Origin of the sequence: Sulfitobacter sp., assembly GCF_036960155.1 — a bacterium.
Classification (GTDB): domain Bacteria; phylum Pseudomonadota; class Alphaproteobacteria; order Rhodobacterales; family Rhodobacteraceae; genus Sulfitobacter.
This window is the reverse complement of sequence record NZ_JBALWB010000028.1, coordinates 1-15,972: the sequence shown is the minus strand read 5'-3', so window position 1 is coordinate 15,972 and position 15,972 is coordinate 1. Positions and strand designations below refer to the sequence as shown.

Here is a 15,972-nt window from a genome sequence, read left to right as displayed (position 1 = left end):
AATATAGCTTCAAAGTTTATGAATTTGTATATTCGGCAGATGGAGGCCCTCAATAGGCATCGTGGTAAGGGCCAACAGAAAATGACAGTTGAGCATGTTCATGTGAATGAAGGTGGGCAGGCCATTATTGGCACCGTAGAGGGGGGCGGGGGTAAAACAAAAAAGGGTGGACAACCCCATGCATTGCGGAGCAAAGACTAGATCTGGCGCAACCTGTAAATCGAAGGGTATGAAAAACGGCCGATGCAGAATGCATGGTGGAACATCGCCGGGTGCACCGAAGGGACCAAGAAACGGCAACTATAAGCTTGGATATTGGACGAATGAGGAAGTTGCACTACGTAGGCAGATGTCGGAGTTTATTCGGGAGATGAAGAAGGCGCTAACTTAGATGGCGCAAAGCATTCACTATAGGTATGCCAGCGTCATGTCTGCTCCTGAGCGTTGAGCAGACGCCAGTCGAGACCAGTCAAAATGTCCGGTTTTGACCCGGACCGGAACAAATGATGAGCCGAGATACTTCGGGCAAATTAAAAAACTAGCCAATGACATCAGCTCGTTTTCCAATACCATAGGGCATATGCTGCGCTATCTTCGGAGTTGCTCCCAGATTGATTGCGCAACAATGCCAACGTCTTTGTCGCGCTTGCGCATTTGAAACAGGTGCGATTCGCGTTTTTGATAGCCTTCAACATTGAGAACTACCAACTCGCCTCGAGCCAATTCACTATCGATCATATGTGTAGGAATGCCACCCCAACCTAGCTTCGCCAACAAGATCTCCTTCTTTGCGGCAAAGTCCGAAACGGTCCAACGAAGGCCACCTGGAAGCAAATCCCTGCTTTGCGCAAACTCACCACTACTGCTGTCGGCAACGACCACTTGGGTATAGCTTTGCATCTCGCTGATAGTCTTCATGTGCGAACTTCGTGCGGGCTCGAAGTCTGGATGGGCCACCGGAACAATTGTTACTTGTGCAAAGGACAACGCTTCTATCTGTTCAACGGGAACGCCATCCATCGTTGCAATAATGATATCGGCATCATTTCGTAAAAGTCGTTCGATCGGTCCCCCCATGCTTTCCCGCGATAAACGTATATGAGTGGCCGGGTATTCATCTCTGATGATGCCGATGATTTTGAGAACTGGTTTTAATGGAAACGTAGCGGTCACGGCCAAAAACACCTCTGGCTCTTGCTTGGCGCTCAGGTTTTTCGCAACGATACTCAGCTCTTTCATCTGCTGCATGACACGGGTTGCCTGCCGATAAAAAACTTCTCCGCCTGCGGTGAGAGTCGGTCTGTACTCTTCACGCGATAGCAGAATGATATCGATCTCGGTTTCAAGTTTCTTGAGCATGTGGCTAATGGCAGATTGGGACTTGTTTAGCCGCTCGGCCGCGCCTCGAAAGGTCCCTTCTGTGACGATGGCGTGCAGCACGATTAATTGCTCATATGTTATCACGCAGCTCGACCTTTCGTTCTAAATCATTAGTATTTTAGATCATGATGGTGAGAAATCAATATTATTAATGAAGTATAATCATTGGTACCGTTCCTGAGTTCACATAGCTAAACCTCAGAAAGGGAACCTCTTATGAAACTTCATTACAAACCCGGCGCGTGCTCAATGGCATCCCACATCATCTTGAACGAACTCGGCACCTCGTTCGAACTCGACAAGACAGACACCGATGCGGGCAAGACCGAAGCGGGCGAGGATTTCCGCAAAATCAGCCCGAACGGCTATGTTCCGGCCCTGGTCACCGACGACGGTAAGATCATCACGGAGAATCCTGCCGTGCTGCAGTATCTAGCCGATCAGTCACCCGATGCCGGGCTTGCGCCGCCGAACGGTACGCTGGAACGCACTCGGCTTCAGGAAGCCCTCAACTTCGTATCATCTGAGCTGCATAAATCCTTTGGTCCGTTTTTTTCGGGTAAGGAGCTTGATGGCGAGGCCAGGCAGAAGGCCGAGGCTGGTGTCAAACGCCGCGCCGCGCATATCGAACAACTCCTCGATGACGGTCGCGCCTTTCTTCTCGGTGACACTTTCACCGTCGCGGACGCCTATGCTTTTGTCGTGCTCAACTGGGCAGGTTTTGTTGGGGTAAGCCTTGCCGCACATCCAAAAACCCAAGCTTACGTGGCGCGTGTCGCGGCGCGTCCGGCCTCGATCAAGGCGATGGTCGCAGAGGGTCTCATGGAGCAGGCAGCATGACTGCATTTGCCGCAGTAACAGGTGTGTTGGAGACCTATTTCGATGGCCTCTATCACGCCGACATTGAAAGGCTGGGGAGCGCGTTTCACCCAAAGTCGATCTATGCAACGGCGGACGAAACGCCGCTTCTCTATCGCACGATGGATGAATACTTTCCGGTGGTGGCAAAGCGCGTATCCCCAGTATCACAGGATGAACCCCGCCGTGACGTGATCGAGTCGATAGAATTCGCAGGCGAGAACACCGCTTTTGCCCGTGTACGATGCTCCATTGGCACAAAGGATTTTATCGACTTCTTAACCCTTGTGCGAACCGATGGCGCATGGCGGATCATGGCCAAGATTTTCCACATCACTGAACGCGAGTCCTGAAAGGAACCAATATGCCTTATGTAAACATCAAGGTGACCCGCGAGGGGGTCACCACCGATCAGAAGGCCGAGTTGATCAGCGGCGTTACCGATTTGCTGGTTCGGGTTCTCGACAAGTCTCCGGCGACGACCTTTGTTGTAATCGACGAAGTTGCGCTTGAGGATTGGGGGGTCGGTGGCCTGCCGGTCGAACAGTACAGACGCAAAGCGGCGAGTTGACCATAATGTCCATTCGCACATCTCTTTGCGATCTGTTTGACATTGAACATCCGGTTCTTTTGGCGCCGATGGCGGGTGTCAGCGGCGGCGCACTTGCCGCCGCAGTCAGCCAGGCTGGTGGTTTGGGTCTGATCGGTGGTGGCTACGGTGACGTTGATTGGCTCGCCCGCGAGTTCGACGTTGCGGGCGATACGCGTATTGGGGTGGGCTTTATCACGTGGTCTCTGGCCCGTCAGCCATATCTGCTTGATCTCACTCTTGAGCGTTCTCCCGCCGCGCTGATGCTCTCGTTCGGTGATTTCCAACCGTTTCTCCCCAGAATTAGGGAAGGAAAGACGAAGCTCATCGTTCAAGTGCAGACGCTGGACCAGGCGCGAGAAGCTGTGGGCGCTGGAGTGGATGCCATCGTGGCGCAGGGCGCCGAGGCGGGCGGGCATGGCGGTGCGCGGGCGACGTTGCCGTTTGTTCCAGCGGTTGTCGATATAGCGAAGGGAATACCGGTTATCGCCGCAGGAGGCATCGCTGATGGGCGTGGGTTGGCTGCGGCTCTCGCGCTTGGGGCCTCGGGCGTGTTGTGCGGAACTGGCTTTTTTGCCAGCAACGAATCCCTTGCGAGCGACAATGCCAAGCAGGCCGCCCTTTGTGGCAGCGGTGACAATACCGAACGCAGTTCCGTATTCGACATGGCGCGCGGGCTAGATTGGCCAGACGACTGGAACCTCCGCACGATGCGAAATGCCTTCACCCATCAATGGAGCGAGGACATTGAAGGTCTCAGGCAAAACCTTGCAGAGGAGCAAGTTCGTTTTGAAGCAGCTTGGGCTGCGGATGACACAGATATTGCCGCCGTGATCGTCGGGGAGGCAGCCGATCTGATCCGAGTTATCGAACCAGCGCAAGTCACGCTTCACGGAATGATTTCGCAGGCTGAAGATCGTTTGCGGCATATCAGCAGAATTATTGAACCCAATAGCAGAGGATAGCGATGATGAAGGAAATCAAAGGGAGATGCCTTTGCGGTATGGTCTCGTTCGAGGTTGTCAATGCCTTCGATAAGCTGCAATTGTGCAGCTGTGAGCAGTGCCGCCAGATCACCGGGTCGGCGTTCGCATCAAACCTTTTTGTGACAGCGGATGGGTTCTTGTGGCTCAGTGGCACTGAGGATATCGTCAACTATCAGGTGCCGGGACGGGAAATCTCCAAGTCGTTCTGCAGGTTCTGCGGCTCCGGTGTTCCCTGGTCAAACGCCGACGGGTCGAAGATGATCATTCCAGCGGGTTGTCTGAGCGGAGAGCCAGAAGTTTCCGAAAGGATTAGAATATTTGCCGCTGAACAACCTTCATGGGCATTGGATTTCGAGCAAGCCAACTCACATGCAGGGTTCTCGGGCTAGAATTAGCAGATAAGGGAAGCGAGAGGAGTATCGAATGATTTGGCGCCTTGATGATCATGTTGAGACAAGTGCAGGCAGGGTTGCCGCCGGAAAATATGGTGAGGGGCCGGATCTTGTCCTTGCCCACGGTTGGCCTTGGTCCTCGTTCTCGTGGCATCGCGTGGTTCCAACATTGGCAAAACACTATCGCGTTCACTGGTATGACATGCCGGGGTATGGCCAATCTAACAAACAACCTGTTCAGCGCACGTCTCTCGATGTTCAAGGTCAAATATTTTCCGAAATGCTGGATTATTGGGGGCTAGTAAGACCCAATGTCGTTGCGCATGATTTCGGCGGTGCTGCCACACTTCGCGCCCACTTACTGCATGGCTGTGAGTTTGACCGATATGTGCTGATGAACGTTGTTGCGATGCGCCCATGGGGTTCAGAGTTTTTTGATCACGTCGGACGACATGTAGATGCATTCTTGGGACTGCCACCCCACATACACAAAGCGGTTGTTGAAGCCTATATTCAGGGAGCGATTGTCGATCAAATTGACACAGAGGACCTTACCAACCTCGTCGCACCATGGTTGACTGATGACGGCGCGGGCAGTTTCTACCGACAATTCGCACAAGCCGACGAGTGTTTCACGGCCGAGGTTGAGCCTCTTTTCGGAGAGATACGCTGTCCTGTTAAAATTATCTGGGGCGAGGATGATCCTTGGATACCTCTTTCTAGAGGCAAAGCACTCCATGGATTGATTCCACACGCTACATTTGAGACATTGCCCGGTGTTGGTCACTTGCCACAGTTAGAGGCCCCTGATCGCGTTCTGGACAGATTAACAGCGTTTATGGCTGGTCAAGATCACTAATTGTCATTCAAGAAATGACCGCTTCTGGCACTTTTGAGACTAACTCCGGATCGTTCAATTTCGTCAGCTTTTGGGCAGTAAGCTGACCTGTTGGGCATTAATGTCTGTGAAGTGTGGCAAAGCGGAAGTGATTTTAGGCCACTAAATACTTCTCATTTTGACCCACAACGGACATTCGACCGTTCAATTACTAGATGTCTGCTATCGGCCAAAGGACTAAACCGCTCACGCGATAATTTAAGTCTTCTGTATGGAAGAACGATAACGGGCTTGGTCGCCTGTCTCTATCTGCCCGCATCGATACATCATACGCATGCAACAACAATGTGGTTCATTTGCCAATCTCGTGAGACTGCCGTTTCGACCAATACCATCAATTGGAAAGTCGCTCCAATATTCCAGTGGACAACCAAGGCCAACATTCAGGTAAGGCAACGCTTTCCAGCCAGCAAGTGCACCCTGGTTTGATTGGGGATGGTGTCAGGAGCGTCTAACTGCCTTTTTAGCCGCACTTGGTAGTCACATCCGTTAGGGTGTGATCCCACCCTATTTCTCACTTGGTTTGAGATATGTCCAAAGGTGTCCCTTGGGCAGCGGGCCTTTGTTGCGTCCTCCTTGTTGTGTCTGTTCCCAGGCATGCGCAAGAATGCCAACCGACCGCGAGAGGCAAAACAATCCACGTGCGAGCGGTGCGTCAAAACCAAGTTCGGTGTAGATCACCGCGGTCGCGCCATCAATGTTCATAGGGATTGGGCGGCCTTTGATATCTGACAGGTGAGCTTCGATCCGCAGCGCAATGTCACCCGCCCTGCCCGAGACAACGCCTTTGCGCTGTGCAGATTGCACCAGCTCAATCAAACGTGGCGAGCGCGGATCGCGTGTGTGAAAGCGGTGCCCGAAACCGGGCATGTATTTACCATGGTCTGCTGTCCAGCGCTTTACGGCCTGAGCCGCTGCTGCATCCGGTGTGTCACCCTCATCGACAAAGGATAATGCCATTTGGTAAAGGGACACCGCTTGCTCGCCGGCTCCACCATGAACATCACCCAGCATGTTGAGCCCCGTCGCCATCGCGCTGTTCAGGCCGACGCCGCACGTGGCCGCCATACGGGCCGCAGCGATGGACGGCGCTTGGGGTCCATGATCAACCGCTGCCACCAGAGCTGCCTCAAGCAATCGCGACTGATCCTTTGATGGCAGTTCGCCACGCAGGCAAAGCCAGATCATTTGCACAAACCCGATATTGCCGATCAGATCCTCAATGGGGTGGCCGCGAATGTCGATCTGATTTGGCTCCATCCGGATAAGGGCTGTCCGCCACCAATCCTCGGTTTCTTTACGGGATGAAGAGTCCGTCATATAGCACCTTCCTTTTTCAGAGCCAATATTTGAGCATTATCGTAACCGAGCTCGGTCAGAATTTCTGTCGTATGCGCACCGAGAGCGGGGGGCGGAGCATCCACACCCGGCGCGTTACCGTCGAACTTAACTCCTGTCCCGACCAGTTGCAGATCCTCTCCATCAACGCGATGGGTTTGCAGTAGACCCCGATCCGCAAGCTGCGGATGCGCCAGCACCTCGGGCACCGACCAGACAGGGCCGGCCGGAACCCCCCGCGTCGTCAGCTTCTCGACCCAATCACTGGTCGGTGCGGTGATGAAAGCCGCCTCCAATTCAGTGGTCAAAGTAGCACGGTTGGACAGCCGGTGTTTTCGGTCGGTAAAACGTGGGTCAAGCGTGAGGGCCGGTTTGCCGATGATCTCGCACAGCGTCTCGAACTGTTCTTGCTTGTTCGCCGCGATGTTCATGACGCCGTCGGCTGTTTTGAACGTACCAGACGGGCTGGCGGTGAAGTTGTCGTTGCCGTTTGGTGTTGGCGCCTGCCCGACGATCAGATGGTTTGACACCACCCAGCCCATCGTCGCGATTACGGCTTCGAGCATTGACACATCAATGAACGTTCCGCGATTTTCGGCTTTATTGGCAAGCGCGGCAGCAACAGCGAAGGCCGCCGTCATGCCGCCAATGGTATCCGCCATCGGGTAACCGACCCGGTAGGGAGCAGTGTTGGCATCGCCGGTAATCGACATCACACCGCTCATCCCCTGTACAATCTGGTCATAGGCGGGCAGTTTGGCCAGAGGACCGTCCTGCCCAAACCCCGAGATGGCACAATAGACAAGGCGGGGGTTTTCTTGGCTCAACTTATCATAATCCAGGCTCAAGCGGGTCATCACACCCGGGCGAAAATTCTCGACCAGCGCATCTGCCTGTTGCACCATTTCATTGAGGATTCGTTTGCCAGAAGCAGTCTTTAGATTCAAGGTTATCGACCGCTTGCCCGAGTTTTGCGCCAAAAACGACACACCCATCAGATCGGCATTTCGGTCCGGGTCGGCCCCAAGCTGGCGCGCAAGGTCACCGGTTCCAGGGGTTTCGACTTTGATCACATCTGCGCCCATATGGGCCAGTTGGTGGCAACAAAACGGGCCGGCCAGCACATTGGTCAGATCAAGGATGCGAAAGCCCTTCAGCGGTGCATGAGTCATCGTCCGCGCCCCTCATGTACAACCTTGGCCATGGTAAAATATTCCCGGCAGTAGCTGCCTTTTTCCGGCGCACCATAGGATGACCCTTTTCGGCCTGTGAAAGGTGCGTGGAAATCCATGCCCGCAGTGGGTAGATTGACCTGTATCATACCCGCCTCTGCATTTTGCGAGAAATGCTCGATCCTAACAGCATCTTGCGAGATAATACCCGCAGACAATCCGAAATCGCTGTCGTTTGCGGCAGCAAGCGCTGCATCATAGTCCGGCACGCGCAGGACAGCGGCAATCGGACCAAAGACCTCGTCCCGCACAACCGGGGCCTCTGGTGGCACGTCCGTAAAGAGGGCCGGTGCAAAGTAGTGCCCGAGTGTTTTCGACGTCACTTCGCTACCGCCAGCCGCAAGCTTCGCGCCCTCTGCCACAGCTTGGGTCACGTAGCTTTTGTTTATAGTCAGTTGCGCCTCACTGGCCACCGGACCAATCTGCGTCTTCGGCGCGCGCGCGTCGCCGATCCTTAGGTTTTTCATTGCCGCACAGACCCGGTCAACAAAAGCGTCGTGTATTCCCTCTGTAACGATCAAGCGGGACGAGGCCGTGCAACGCTGGCCGGTTGAGATAAAGCTTCCTTGAATGGCACAATGAACCGCTACGTCCAAATCTGCATCATCCAGCACGACCAAAGGATTATTACCGCCCATCTCAAGCTGCATCTTGGCTCCGCGCGCGAACAATGCCGCACCGATCTTACGACCAACCGGCGTTGAGCCGGTGAAGGTGACGCCTGAGACCTTGGGGTGTGTAACGATCGCCTCCCCTACTTCAGCGCCCGTGCCCATCACAAGATTGAACACGCCCTCGGGCAGGCCCGCGCGGGCAATGATGTCGGACAACATCCATGCCGATCCGGGCACCAGTTCAGCAGGTTTGAACACAACCGTATTGCCATAGGCCAGAGCGGGCGCAATTTTCCATGCGGGGATCGCCAGCGGGAAATTCCAAGGCGTGATCACGCCCACGACGCCGATTGGCTCGCGCACAACTTTAAGCGACACACCTTCGCGCAGAGATTGATAGATATCGCCGGTTGTACGATACCCCTCGGCCGCAAAATATTTAAACAGATGTCCGGCGCGATGCGCTTCTGCCTTGGCCTCGGACAGGGTTTTGCCCTCTTCGCGGGCCAGCATATCGCCCAGCTCGTCCGCACGGGCCAGGATTTCCGATCCGATGCGATCAAGTGCTTCGAACCGTATCAGAGGCGATGTCGCGCGCCATTTCACAAAGGCGGCAGCCGCGCATTCGATCGCTTCAACGGTCTGGTGGGCACTGGCCTGAGCATAATTACCAATCGTGTCGTTCAGGTCAGATGGGTTGATATTGGGGGCAGCATCGCTGCCAGCGGCCCATGTTCCGGCGATATAGTTGGGAAAGGGGTCTACAGTCATAGCACTTCCTCAAGAACTGGTCGCCACCCGATATCCTCATGCCGATGGTCCACGGTGTTCACGTAGAAATAGGTCGGGCCGTGATAACCCCGGCACACACGCCCGTCGACGCGGCTGGCGACTGGTTCGGCCGTCCAGCTGACCGCACCGAACCAATTCCACAAACCGTTATGGGTTGAGTTCAGATGATCCGGGCCAAGCGGGATGGTATTATCGGATGCCTCTGGCTGGGGTGCGTTCGACGCGGTACCCCCAACCAACCCATCCCATTCATTGAGCCGGGTCGCCCCCTTATAGGGGTCATCACGGGGTGTATCACCGCCGGTTAACAACCGGCAGCGAAATTGCCTGCCATCAATCGACACCTCTGTGCCAAAGACATACCCAGCGTCATCCAGATCCTGCCAGCTGACGCGGGTCATAAGCATCCGGTCGGCCACCAGATACTGGGTACCTCGTTGCTGAAACACATGCCAGTTCAGGCGTTCTAAAGGGTCTTTGGGGCTGTCTGTGAGGACCCAGTTGTCCCAGTTAGGGTCACGCTCGAATTCCGGGATGTTACCGGGTGGCAGACCTTCGTAAGGACAAAGTGCTCCAAGATCCGTGATCCAGGGCCGGGTTGCTGGGGAAAGGACCTGTCCTGCATGTGATAGCCCACCCAGCTTTCGAGTTCCAACGTACTCCATTATATCTCTTTCACTGGTCTAGTGCGGAAACGGTGTAAAATCCGAAACAGCATTTCCCCCGCCAGGAATTCTGTGCGCTCTGACGGATCAAGCTGCGGGGAGACCTCGTCTATATCCAACCCGCCTAAAGGCGCCTCAGCAAATCCGTCCAATAGTTCGTAATACTGGCGTGGTGTTATACCGCTGTGCACGACAGAGCCCGTTCCGGGAAGGTAACCCGCGTCCATGGCATCAATATCAATCGACAAATAGAGTTCATCACAATCTTGCATAGCATGCGCAAGCGCTTGGCGCACGACTTCCACTGTGCCCAGGCTATGCACATCACCGGCTGAAAACACACGTCCGCCCTCCTTTTCGATCAAGGCCAAATCGCCGCCATCGACCCAGCCCGAGATGCCGATCCAGACCATGTTAGGCACATCAACGTTTGGTAGCTCTGAAATCCGACGGGCATTCGTTGCGTGGTTGTATTTGCCCCACGCACCCAAACGGTCTGAGAAATCCAGATGCCCGTCGATCTGGATATATCCGAAGCGCGCTCCAGGTGCACGCCTTGCAAGCCCTCGCGAATACCCCAAGCAGGCCGGATAACTGTTGTAGTGATCACCACCCAGCGCCAGAGGGATCGCCCCCGCAACCGACAACTCCTCGGTCATCGCGGCGATGGCTTGGGTCGTTGCATCGACGTCGTCCGCCGTAATCTCGGCATCCCCGCAATCGACCAACCAGTTCTTTGCAGGCACGGTGCGGTTGCCTGTATCCGGATTAAAACTAGCCCCCTGCGGGCGCATGGACTGCAACAGAGTTGTCGCCTTGCGCAACGCTTCTGGGCCGAACCGGGCGCCGAGACGGCTGGAATGGGTCCAATCGCTCGGCATGCCTACCACGCCGATCTGGCCTGGGGCCACATCAGTCACGTCGGATGCGGGGCCATCAAACAGCCGAAATCCCGGCTGAGACAAGGGTAAGTGAGATGTCGTAATTGCTGTAGTCATGTCAGTCCATTTTCCTTAGAGGTTACTGTATCAGAATGCATGATCCCAAACCCCAGACGCGCATAGATAAATGCCAGCAAGGCCGTAACCATAAGCCGTTGGCCAACTTTCACCACGCCCATACCTGGTCTGGTCGGGTTCAAACCGGTCAGCATGATGGCGCCGACACTTTGCTGCCCTAGAGTGCTGAGCCATTGCGTCACCGTATCAAGATCGCAGCCGCCCAAACGGGGCCGGTCACAAAGCGCGCTGAGCGATGTTTCAAACACAGACAGGTCAAATCGGACAAACAGTGGCTTTGTCGAATCTCGCCACTGGGAAAAAGCCACAAGATGCGCGGCAGTGTCTATTTTACAGGTGGTGTCGGAGCCATCCTGCAAGGGCGCTATGTGAAAGTCGCGAGCGTCGCGTGGCATTCCGCCAAGTTGCACGGTCTGACAACCCTGCAACGCATCCTGCACGGTCACCGACAGGCGATCCGACCCACCCAACAGCAACGCACAGGCCCCTACGCGATTGATCTGGCATGTCGCCGTCATCAAGGCTGCGTGGACAGCTTCCTCAGACCCCGGAGAAATATCCCCAAGATCGTACAACCGCTCATGCAACCCATCTGTCTTAATGTCCTGTCGTGCATCGATATCAACCGGGTGGCTAAATTGGGGATTTGCATGCCAGCCGAAATAAACCGAGGTTTCGCGCAGCGCACGTGGTGCAAGAGATTGACCCGCAAAAGGCGCACTTGTGTCCTCAAACGGAAGGCCCAGCACTGCCAGTTGATCGGACCTCACATCGCCGATTGCTTTGGGCTGTGAGCGCATGAACGATAGGTGCCCTGCCATGCGAGGTAATGGTGCCGAACGCAAAGGCATCAGTGCACTCCTTTCTCAAGTCTGTTTTTCACTGCTTGCAAAATTGCCAGTGCCGCCTGGGTTTCCGTCTTGCCATGACCGTCCAAAGCCGGGGCGAGTCCAAAAACAGCAGCGGCAATGGCATTGCCCTCGACAGCATCAATTTGCGCGACCATCTGTGCGGGCGACAGCCCACCCAAGCGGCGTGGTTGCGACAGCCAGATGCCAGCAAGGCCCTGTAAATCCACAGAAAGAACGATCGGAGTAGTTTTGGATAAGTCGTCCTGGGCACTCGCGGCTAGCGAAACCACGCGAACGCCTGTACCGATGACATGCTGCGCCGCAATGCCAAGCGCCTTTAGACCGCTGGAGTCACCGCCAACCAGAACCATCCGCGCACCCTTTTTCAGAACCGACCTACATTGCGCCTCGACGGCGGAAAAATGCTTCTCCGTCTCAAGTGGAAAGACATTCACATCGCCCAGATCGATGGCGTTCCCCGGCGTATTTTCGGGCCCGGATGCGTACCGTAGTTGCCTCGCGAGATACCGCTGACCCGCTGAAGGTCGCTCGAGATTGTCACAAAAATACCCTGCCAGCGCGACCTGACCGGACACAAGGTCTTCCAGATCGCCAACAGTTGCGCCCAAAAAACTGGGGATTTGGTAAAATTGAGTCTGCTCCGCGTCATTCATTACGCAAAGCCGCTACCAGAGTTTCAATCGCTATCAGTTCCGACATGCCCCGCGTGTCGAGCGCAGGGGCAAGCCCAGTGATCACAATTGCCCGCCAGGAGCAGGGCATCGAACCAATAACGGAAACCAGCGTTTCGGGTTTCATCCCGCCGGGGTTAAGTCCGACAACACCCGCTGCATGCCCCAGATCAACGACCGACAAGTCAATCCAGAGAGCGGCGCAATCAGACTCATGAGGAATATCTGTTGCTCCCTCATCTAGCTGCCGGGCGGTACGCCAGATCATCTCGCGCTGTCTGATCTGGTCCCAGGTCTCGACAGGTTGCTCGCCGTTCAAGCCCACCCAGATTGTGTTCGCCGGCCGTGCAGCGACATCGCGCCGGACGTGCGGCATGGTAGCGACAACGGTCAATTCGGGTAAAGCCTCCAGCACTGCCGTTGCAACATCCGAATTTCCACCCAACACAACTGGCACGACTTGGCGATCAGCCATCTGCGTCACAAGATGCATCAGCGTGCCGGGCCAATCGCCCGACAAGTCCATATTCCCGAGATCATAACCCTTCGCAGGCAGATCGACATCAAGCCGTTCAGCCATCTCGCGCAGCGCACCCGGCGCCAGAGAGGTTCCAAATCGCGACCCAGTTTTAACTTCACTTGGAACACCCAAGACCCCGACGTCATCCGCAGTGCATTGTGTGATTTCGCCAAGCGGTAAGCCGGCAAAGCCAGTCAGCATCGGACGTCTCTGTGCATTATTCATTGCCAAGCACCTTCATAGATTGTGGTTTCCATTTGCTTCCAAATTGGCTACAAACAGCTAGAAAATTTCGTTGAAAGGACTGCCTATGCCCGACACACCCAAAGCCAAAGACACAACAAGTGGTGTAGAAGCCGTTGAACGTGCCCTGCGTGTGCTGGACAGCTTTGTCTCCGGTGATACGGGTCTGTCTTTGAAGGAAATTGCGGATCGTAGTGGCGTTAACAAAGCGACAATTTTGCGCCTTAGCGTCTCGCTTGAGAAGTTTGGACACATCACGCGTGATGCCGGCGGGCTGTTTCACCTGGGTCCGTCTTTGTGGCGTCTGGGGTCGGTATTTCGCCAGAACCTGCGCATGGGGCCTATTGTGCGCCCAGTGCTGGCGAACCTGGTGAATGCAACGGGCGAAAGCGCGTCGTTTTACGTGCAACGCGGCAATTCCGGCGTTTGCCTTTACCGTATCAATTCGCACAGGCTTGCGCGGGATCATGTCGAAGAGGGCGAGATCATTCCGCTGAGCATGGGCTCGTCGGGCCAAGTATTGGATGCCTATTCTATCCGGCAAGGCAAACAGGCCACCAACATCCGAAAGGCTGGGTATTATCTCAGCCTGGGCGAACGTGATCCGGACGTCGCTGGATTGTCTGTTCCGGTTCTTGGGCTTGAGGGCGAGTTGCTGGGTGCGGTCACCCTGTCGGGTCTGCGCGTTCGCTTTAGCGAAACTGTTGTCGAAGGCTATCGCGCTGCGGTCCTTGATGCCGCCCGCCAGATCCGGGCCGAGATTGGCGAAATATAGCGAACGCATCATTTGTTTGCGTTCTTGCTGCGGCCAATCAACTGAACGCCGATCAACGCCGCAACAGACACGACAATCAGGCAGGTCGAAATCGCTGCAATGGTCGGATCAAGCTGATCTCGCAGTGAATTGAACATACGGCGGGTAATTGTGGCATTGTCGCCACCCGAGACCAGCATCGAAATCACCACCTCGTCCAGCGACGTGATAAAGGCCAGGAAGGCCCCTGTCTGGATCGAGAATTTGACTTGCGGAACCGTCACCGTCCACAGAGCATACGCTCGTGAAGCCCCTAGGCTGCGGGCGGCCAGTTCCTGATCGAAATCATAGTTCTGCAAGCCCGACATCACGGTCACGATTACAAAGGGCAACGCCAGCGCGGTATGGGCGATCACAATTCCGGTAAGCGTGTAATTGAGCCCCAGTTTGGCATAAAGACTGAACACGCCGACGGCGATCAGGATCACCGGTACAACAATGGGCATGATCACGAGGATCTGCGCCGTGTTCCTGATCCGCGGAGTGGAACAATGCAGGCCATAGGCACAAAGTGAGCCTAAAGGTGTCGCGATCGCCGTGGTCATCACCGCCGCAATCATGGAGGTCTGCGTGGCGCTCATCCATTCTGGGGACGTGAGATAGGCCGTGTACCAGCGAAACGAGAACGACGTTGGCGGAAATTCCAGAAATGAGGCCCCCGAAAACGACATCGGGATCACGATAAGCGTGGGCAGGATCAGAAAGAACAGCACCGCGATGCCGACGACCGTCAGCCACAGACCGTCTATTTTACGTTGTCCGACTTGTTCCATTTTCAGATCCTCAGCGCATGAATAGTTTGTCGAGACCAAAGACACGGTTCATCAGCCAGATCATCGCCAGTGCCAGCAGCAGCAGGACAACGCCCAAGGCTGATGCCGCACCCCAATTGGAATAGACTGTGATCGTGCTTTCGATCCGCTGTGCAAGCATTTGCACCCGGCCGCCGCCCAGCAAAGCAGGTGTGACGTAAAAGCCGAGAGACAGGATGAATACCAGCACGATGCCGGCAAAAAGGCCTGGTAGGGACATCGGGAAAAACACACGCCAGAATGCCCCGCGCGGGCTGGAGCCAAGCCCCACAGCGGCCCTAACCAGGTCGGTGTCAATGTTGCGCATGGTGGCATAGAGTGGCAAAATCAGAAACGGCAGCATGATATGTACCATGCCAATGATTGATCCCGTCAGATTGTGCGCCAGTTGCAGCGGTTCCTCAATTATGCCAAGCTCCATCAGCGACGAATTGATGATGCCATTACGCTGCAACAGCACCAGCCAGGCGTATGTACGCACCAGAACCGACGTCCAGAACGGGACCAGCACGAAAACCATCAGAATGGCAGCTGATCTGTGCGGCACCTTGGTCAGCCAGTAACACAGCGGATAACCGAGAAGGACACAAATCACCGTCACGGCGATGCTGATCTGAAAGGTGACAACAAAGGTCCGCCGATACAAAGCGCTTTCAAAGATACGCGCGTAGTTTTCCATGCTCAACGCGCCCGCCGCATCATAAAACGAGAGCGAGGACAGCCAGAAAACTGGCAGAAACACGACAATTAGAATAACGAGGACTGCGGGCATCGAAAGCCCCAAAAACGTCAGGCTTTCACGGCGTTCTTCGGATTTGAGCGTGCTTGCGTTCTGAAGCGTTTCAGCACCCTCATTGGCCTCGGCGATACTCATGACACATGTTCCGGTACGATGATCGTGTCTTCGGGATGCAGGGCAAGGCCAATTCGCTCTCCCTTGGAGGGCAGACCTGTCTGGCCAGCGCGATTGGCAGGAACGCGTACATTAATCTGGCCTGCACTGTCGTGCTGAACGATAACCAGTACGCTGTCGCCTTGATAGATGATGTCGTGCACATGGCCGGATAAATCATTGGCAGTTTCAGGCACGACACCAGAGGTGACCTCCAGCAACTCAGGCCGGATCACCAAGCGATGGCCACCGCTACCTTGGGCAATGGGTAAATCAGATTTCAGCACGCGCCCATTGAGTTGCGCCGTATCGTTGGCCACCTCCACTGGCAAGGAAATTGATTCACCGACAAAATCCGCCACAAAGAAACTGTGAGGCTGACGAT

21 protein-coding genes are annotated in these 15,972 nt (G+C 55.2%); 9 read left to right on the top strand and 12 right to left on the bottom strand.

The genetic code is table 11. The annotated features are described in order from the left end of the window. Both V7775_RS24520 and V7775_RS24515 read left to right on the top strand, forming a co-directional pair. Positions 1–201: hypothetical protein (locus tag V7775_RS24520; protein ID WP_335754562.1), on the top strand; the 201-nt coding region annotated here is incomplete at its 5' end. Next, entirely contained in the window at positions 179–391 is a 213-nt protein-coding gene (locus tag V7775_RS24515; RefSeq protein WP_335754561.1) for an HGGxSTG domain-containing protein, read from the top strand. The genes V7775_RS24520 and V7775_RS24515, both read left to right, overlap by 23 nt. Before the next feature lie 197 nt (positions 392–588). Here the strand turns inward: V7775_RS24515 and V7775_RS24510 are convergent, their stop codons facing one another. After that, positions 589–1,464, bottom strand: coding sequence for a LysR family transcriptional regulator (locus tag V7775_RS24510; protein ID WP_335754560.1), 876 nt, complete (start codon positions 1,462–1,464; stop codon positions 589–591). 132 nt (positions 1,465–1,596) lie between these two features. On the opposite strand from V7775_RS24510, the gene V7775_RS24505 reads away from it, so the two are divergent. Genes V7775_RS24505 through V7775_RS24480 form a run of 6 tightly spaced genes read left to right on the top strand, consistent with a single transcriptional unit; the run spans position 1,597 to position 5,064 of the window. Beyond that, a complete protein-coding gene (locus V7775_RS24505) occupies positions 1,597–2,220 on the top strand; it encodes a glutathione S-transferase C-terminal domain-containing protein (RefSeq protein WP_335754559.1) in 624 nt (207 codons plus the stop codon). Then, positions 2,217–2,591 (top strand): nuclear transport factor 2 family protein, encoded by a 375-nt coding sequence (locus V7775_RS24500; protein WP_335754558.1) that lies wholly within the window; start codon positions 2,217–2,219, stop codon positions 2,589–2,591. Before V7775_RS24505 ends, V7775_RS24500 begins: the two co-directional genes overlap by 4 nt. A gap of 11 nt (positions 2,592–2,602) precedes the next feature. Then, positions 2,603–2,809 carry a tautomerase family protein gene (locus V7775_RS24495; RefSeq protein ID WP_158981789.1) on the top strand — a complete coding sequence of 69 codons (207 nt, stop codon included), beginning with the start codon at positions 2,603–2,605 and terminating at the stop codon, positions 2,807–2,809. 5 nt (positions 2,810–2,814) lie between these two features. Beyond that, positions 2,815–3,792 (top strand): nitronate monooxygenase, encoded by a 978-nt coding sequence (locus V7775_RS24490; RefSeq protein WP_335754557.1) that lies wholly within the window; start codon positions 2,815–2,817, stop codon positions 3,790–3,792. Positions 3,793–3,797: 5 nt separating this feature from the next. After that, positions 3,798–4,202, top strand: a complete 405-nt coding sequence (locus tag V7775_RS24485) for a GFA family protein (RefSeq protein WP_335754556.1) — start codon at positions 3,798–3,800, stop codon at positions 4,200–4,202. 34 nt (positions 4,203–4,236) lie between these two features. Further along, complete coding sequence (locus V7775_RS24480) at positions 4,237–5,064, top strand: alpha/beta fold hydrolase (RefSeq protein WP_335754555.1); 828 nt, start codon at positions 4,237–4,239, stop codon at positions 5,062–5,064. A 546-nt stretch (positions 5,065–5,610) separates the two neighbouring features. Here V7775_RS24480 and V7775_RS24475 read toward each other — a convergent pair. The 8 genes from V7775_RS24475 to V7775_RS24440 are packed head-to-tail and all read right to left on the bottom strand — an operon-like array spanning position 5,611 to position 13,051. Then, a complete protein-coding gene (locus tag V7775_RS24475; RefSeq protein WP_335754554.1) occupies positions 5,611–6,423 on the bottom strand; it encodes a citryl-CoA lyase in 813 nt (270 codons plus the stop codon). Then, positions 6,420–7,613, bottom strand: a complete 1,194-nt coding sequence (locus V7775_RS24470; protein WP_335754553.1) for a CaiB/BaiF CoA transferase family protein — start codon at positions 7,611–7,613, stop codon at positions 6,420–6,422. Before V7775_RS24470 ends, V7775_RS24475 begins: the two co-directional genes overlap by 4 nt. Continuing rightward, on the bottom strand, positions 7,610–9,058 hold the full coding sequence (locus V7775_RS24465; protein ID WP_335754552.1) for an aldehyde dehydrogenase family protein: 1,449 nt from the start codon (positions 9,056–9,058) through the stop codon (positions 7,610–7,612). The genes V7775_RS24470 and V7775_RS24465 overlap by 4 nt, the downstream gene beginning before the upstream one ends. Beyond that, the gene (locus tag V7775_RS24460; protein WP_335754551.1) at positions 9,055–9,744 is read right to left on the bottom strand and encodes a hypothetical protein; all 690 of its coding nucleotides are present in this window, start codon (positions 9,742–9,744) and stop codon (positions 9,055–9,057) included. The genes V7775_RS24465 and V7775_RS24460 overlap by 4 nt, the downstream gene beginning before the upstream one ends. Further along, a complete protein-coding gene (locus V7775_RS24455) occupies positions 9,744–10,742 on the bottom strand; it encodes an agmatinase family protein (RefSeq protein WP_335754550.1) in 999 nt (332 codons plus the stop codon). Before V7775_RS24455 ends, V7775_RS24460 begins: the two co-directional genes overlap by 1 nt. Beyond that, positions 10,739–11,614 (bottom strand): arginase family protein, encoded by an 876-nt coding sequence (locus tag V7775_RS24450; RefSeq protein ID WP_335754549.1) that lies wholly within the window; start codon positions 11,612–11,614, stop codon positions 10,739–10,741. Before V7775_RS24450 ends, V7775_RS24455 begins: the two co-directional genes overlap by 4 nt. Then, positions 11,614–12,288: an arginase family protein gene (locus V7775_RS24445; protein ID WP_335754548.1), complete on the bottom strand. Its 675-nt coding sequence runs from the start codon at positions 12,286–12,288 to the stop codon at positions 11,614–11,616. Before V7775_RS24445 ends, V7775_RS24450 begins: the two co-directional genes overlap by 1 nt. Further along, complete coding sequence (locus V7775_RS24440) at positions 12,281–13,051, bottom strand: arginase family protein (RefSeq protein WP_335754547.1); 771 nt, start codon at positions 13,049–13,051, stop codon at positions 12,281–12,283. The genes V7775_RS24445 and V7775_RS24440 overlap by 8 nt, the downstream gene beginning before the upstream one ends. Before the next feature lie 85 nt (positions 13,052–13,136). Between V7775_RS24440 and V7775_RS24435 the strand changes: the two genes are divergently transcribed. Next, positions 13,137–13,844, top strand: a complete 708-nt coding sequence (locus tag V7775_RS24435; protein WP_335754546.1) for an IclR family transcriptional regulator — start codon at positions 13,137–13,139, stop codon at positions 13,842–13,844. A gap of 8 nt (positions 13,845–13,852) precedes the next feature. On the opposite strand, the gene V7775_RS24430 is transcribed toward V7775_RS24435, so the two are convergent. The 3 genes from V7775_RS24430 to V7775_RS24420 all read right to left on the bottom strand — a co-directional run. Then, positions 13,853–14,656 carry an ABC transporter permease gene (locus V7775_RS24430; protein WP_335754545.1) on the bottom strand — a complete coding sequence of 268 codons (804 nt, stop codon included), beginning with the start codon at positions 14,654–14,656 and terminating at the stop codon, positions 13,853–13,855. A gap of 10 nt (positions 14,657–14,666) precedes the next feature. Next, positions 14,667–15,569 carry an ABC transporter permease gene (locus tag V7775_RS24425; protein ID WP_335754544.1) on the bottom strand — a complete coding sequence of 301 codons (903 nt, stop codon included), beginning with the start codon at positions 15,567–15,569 and terminating at the stop codon, positions 14,667–14,669. Beyond that, a partial coding sequence (locus tag V7775_RS24420; RefSeq protein WP_335754543.1) for a TOBE domain-containing protein occupies positions 15,566–15,972 on the bottom strand: 407 nt, incomplete at its 5' end. The genes V7775_RS24425 and V7775_RS24420, both read right to left, overlap by 4 nt.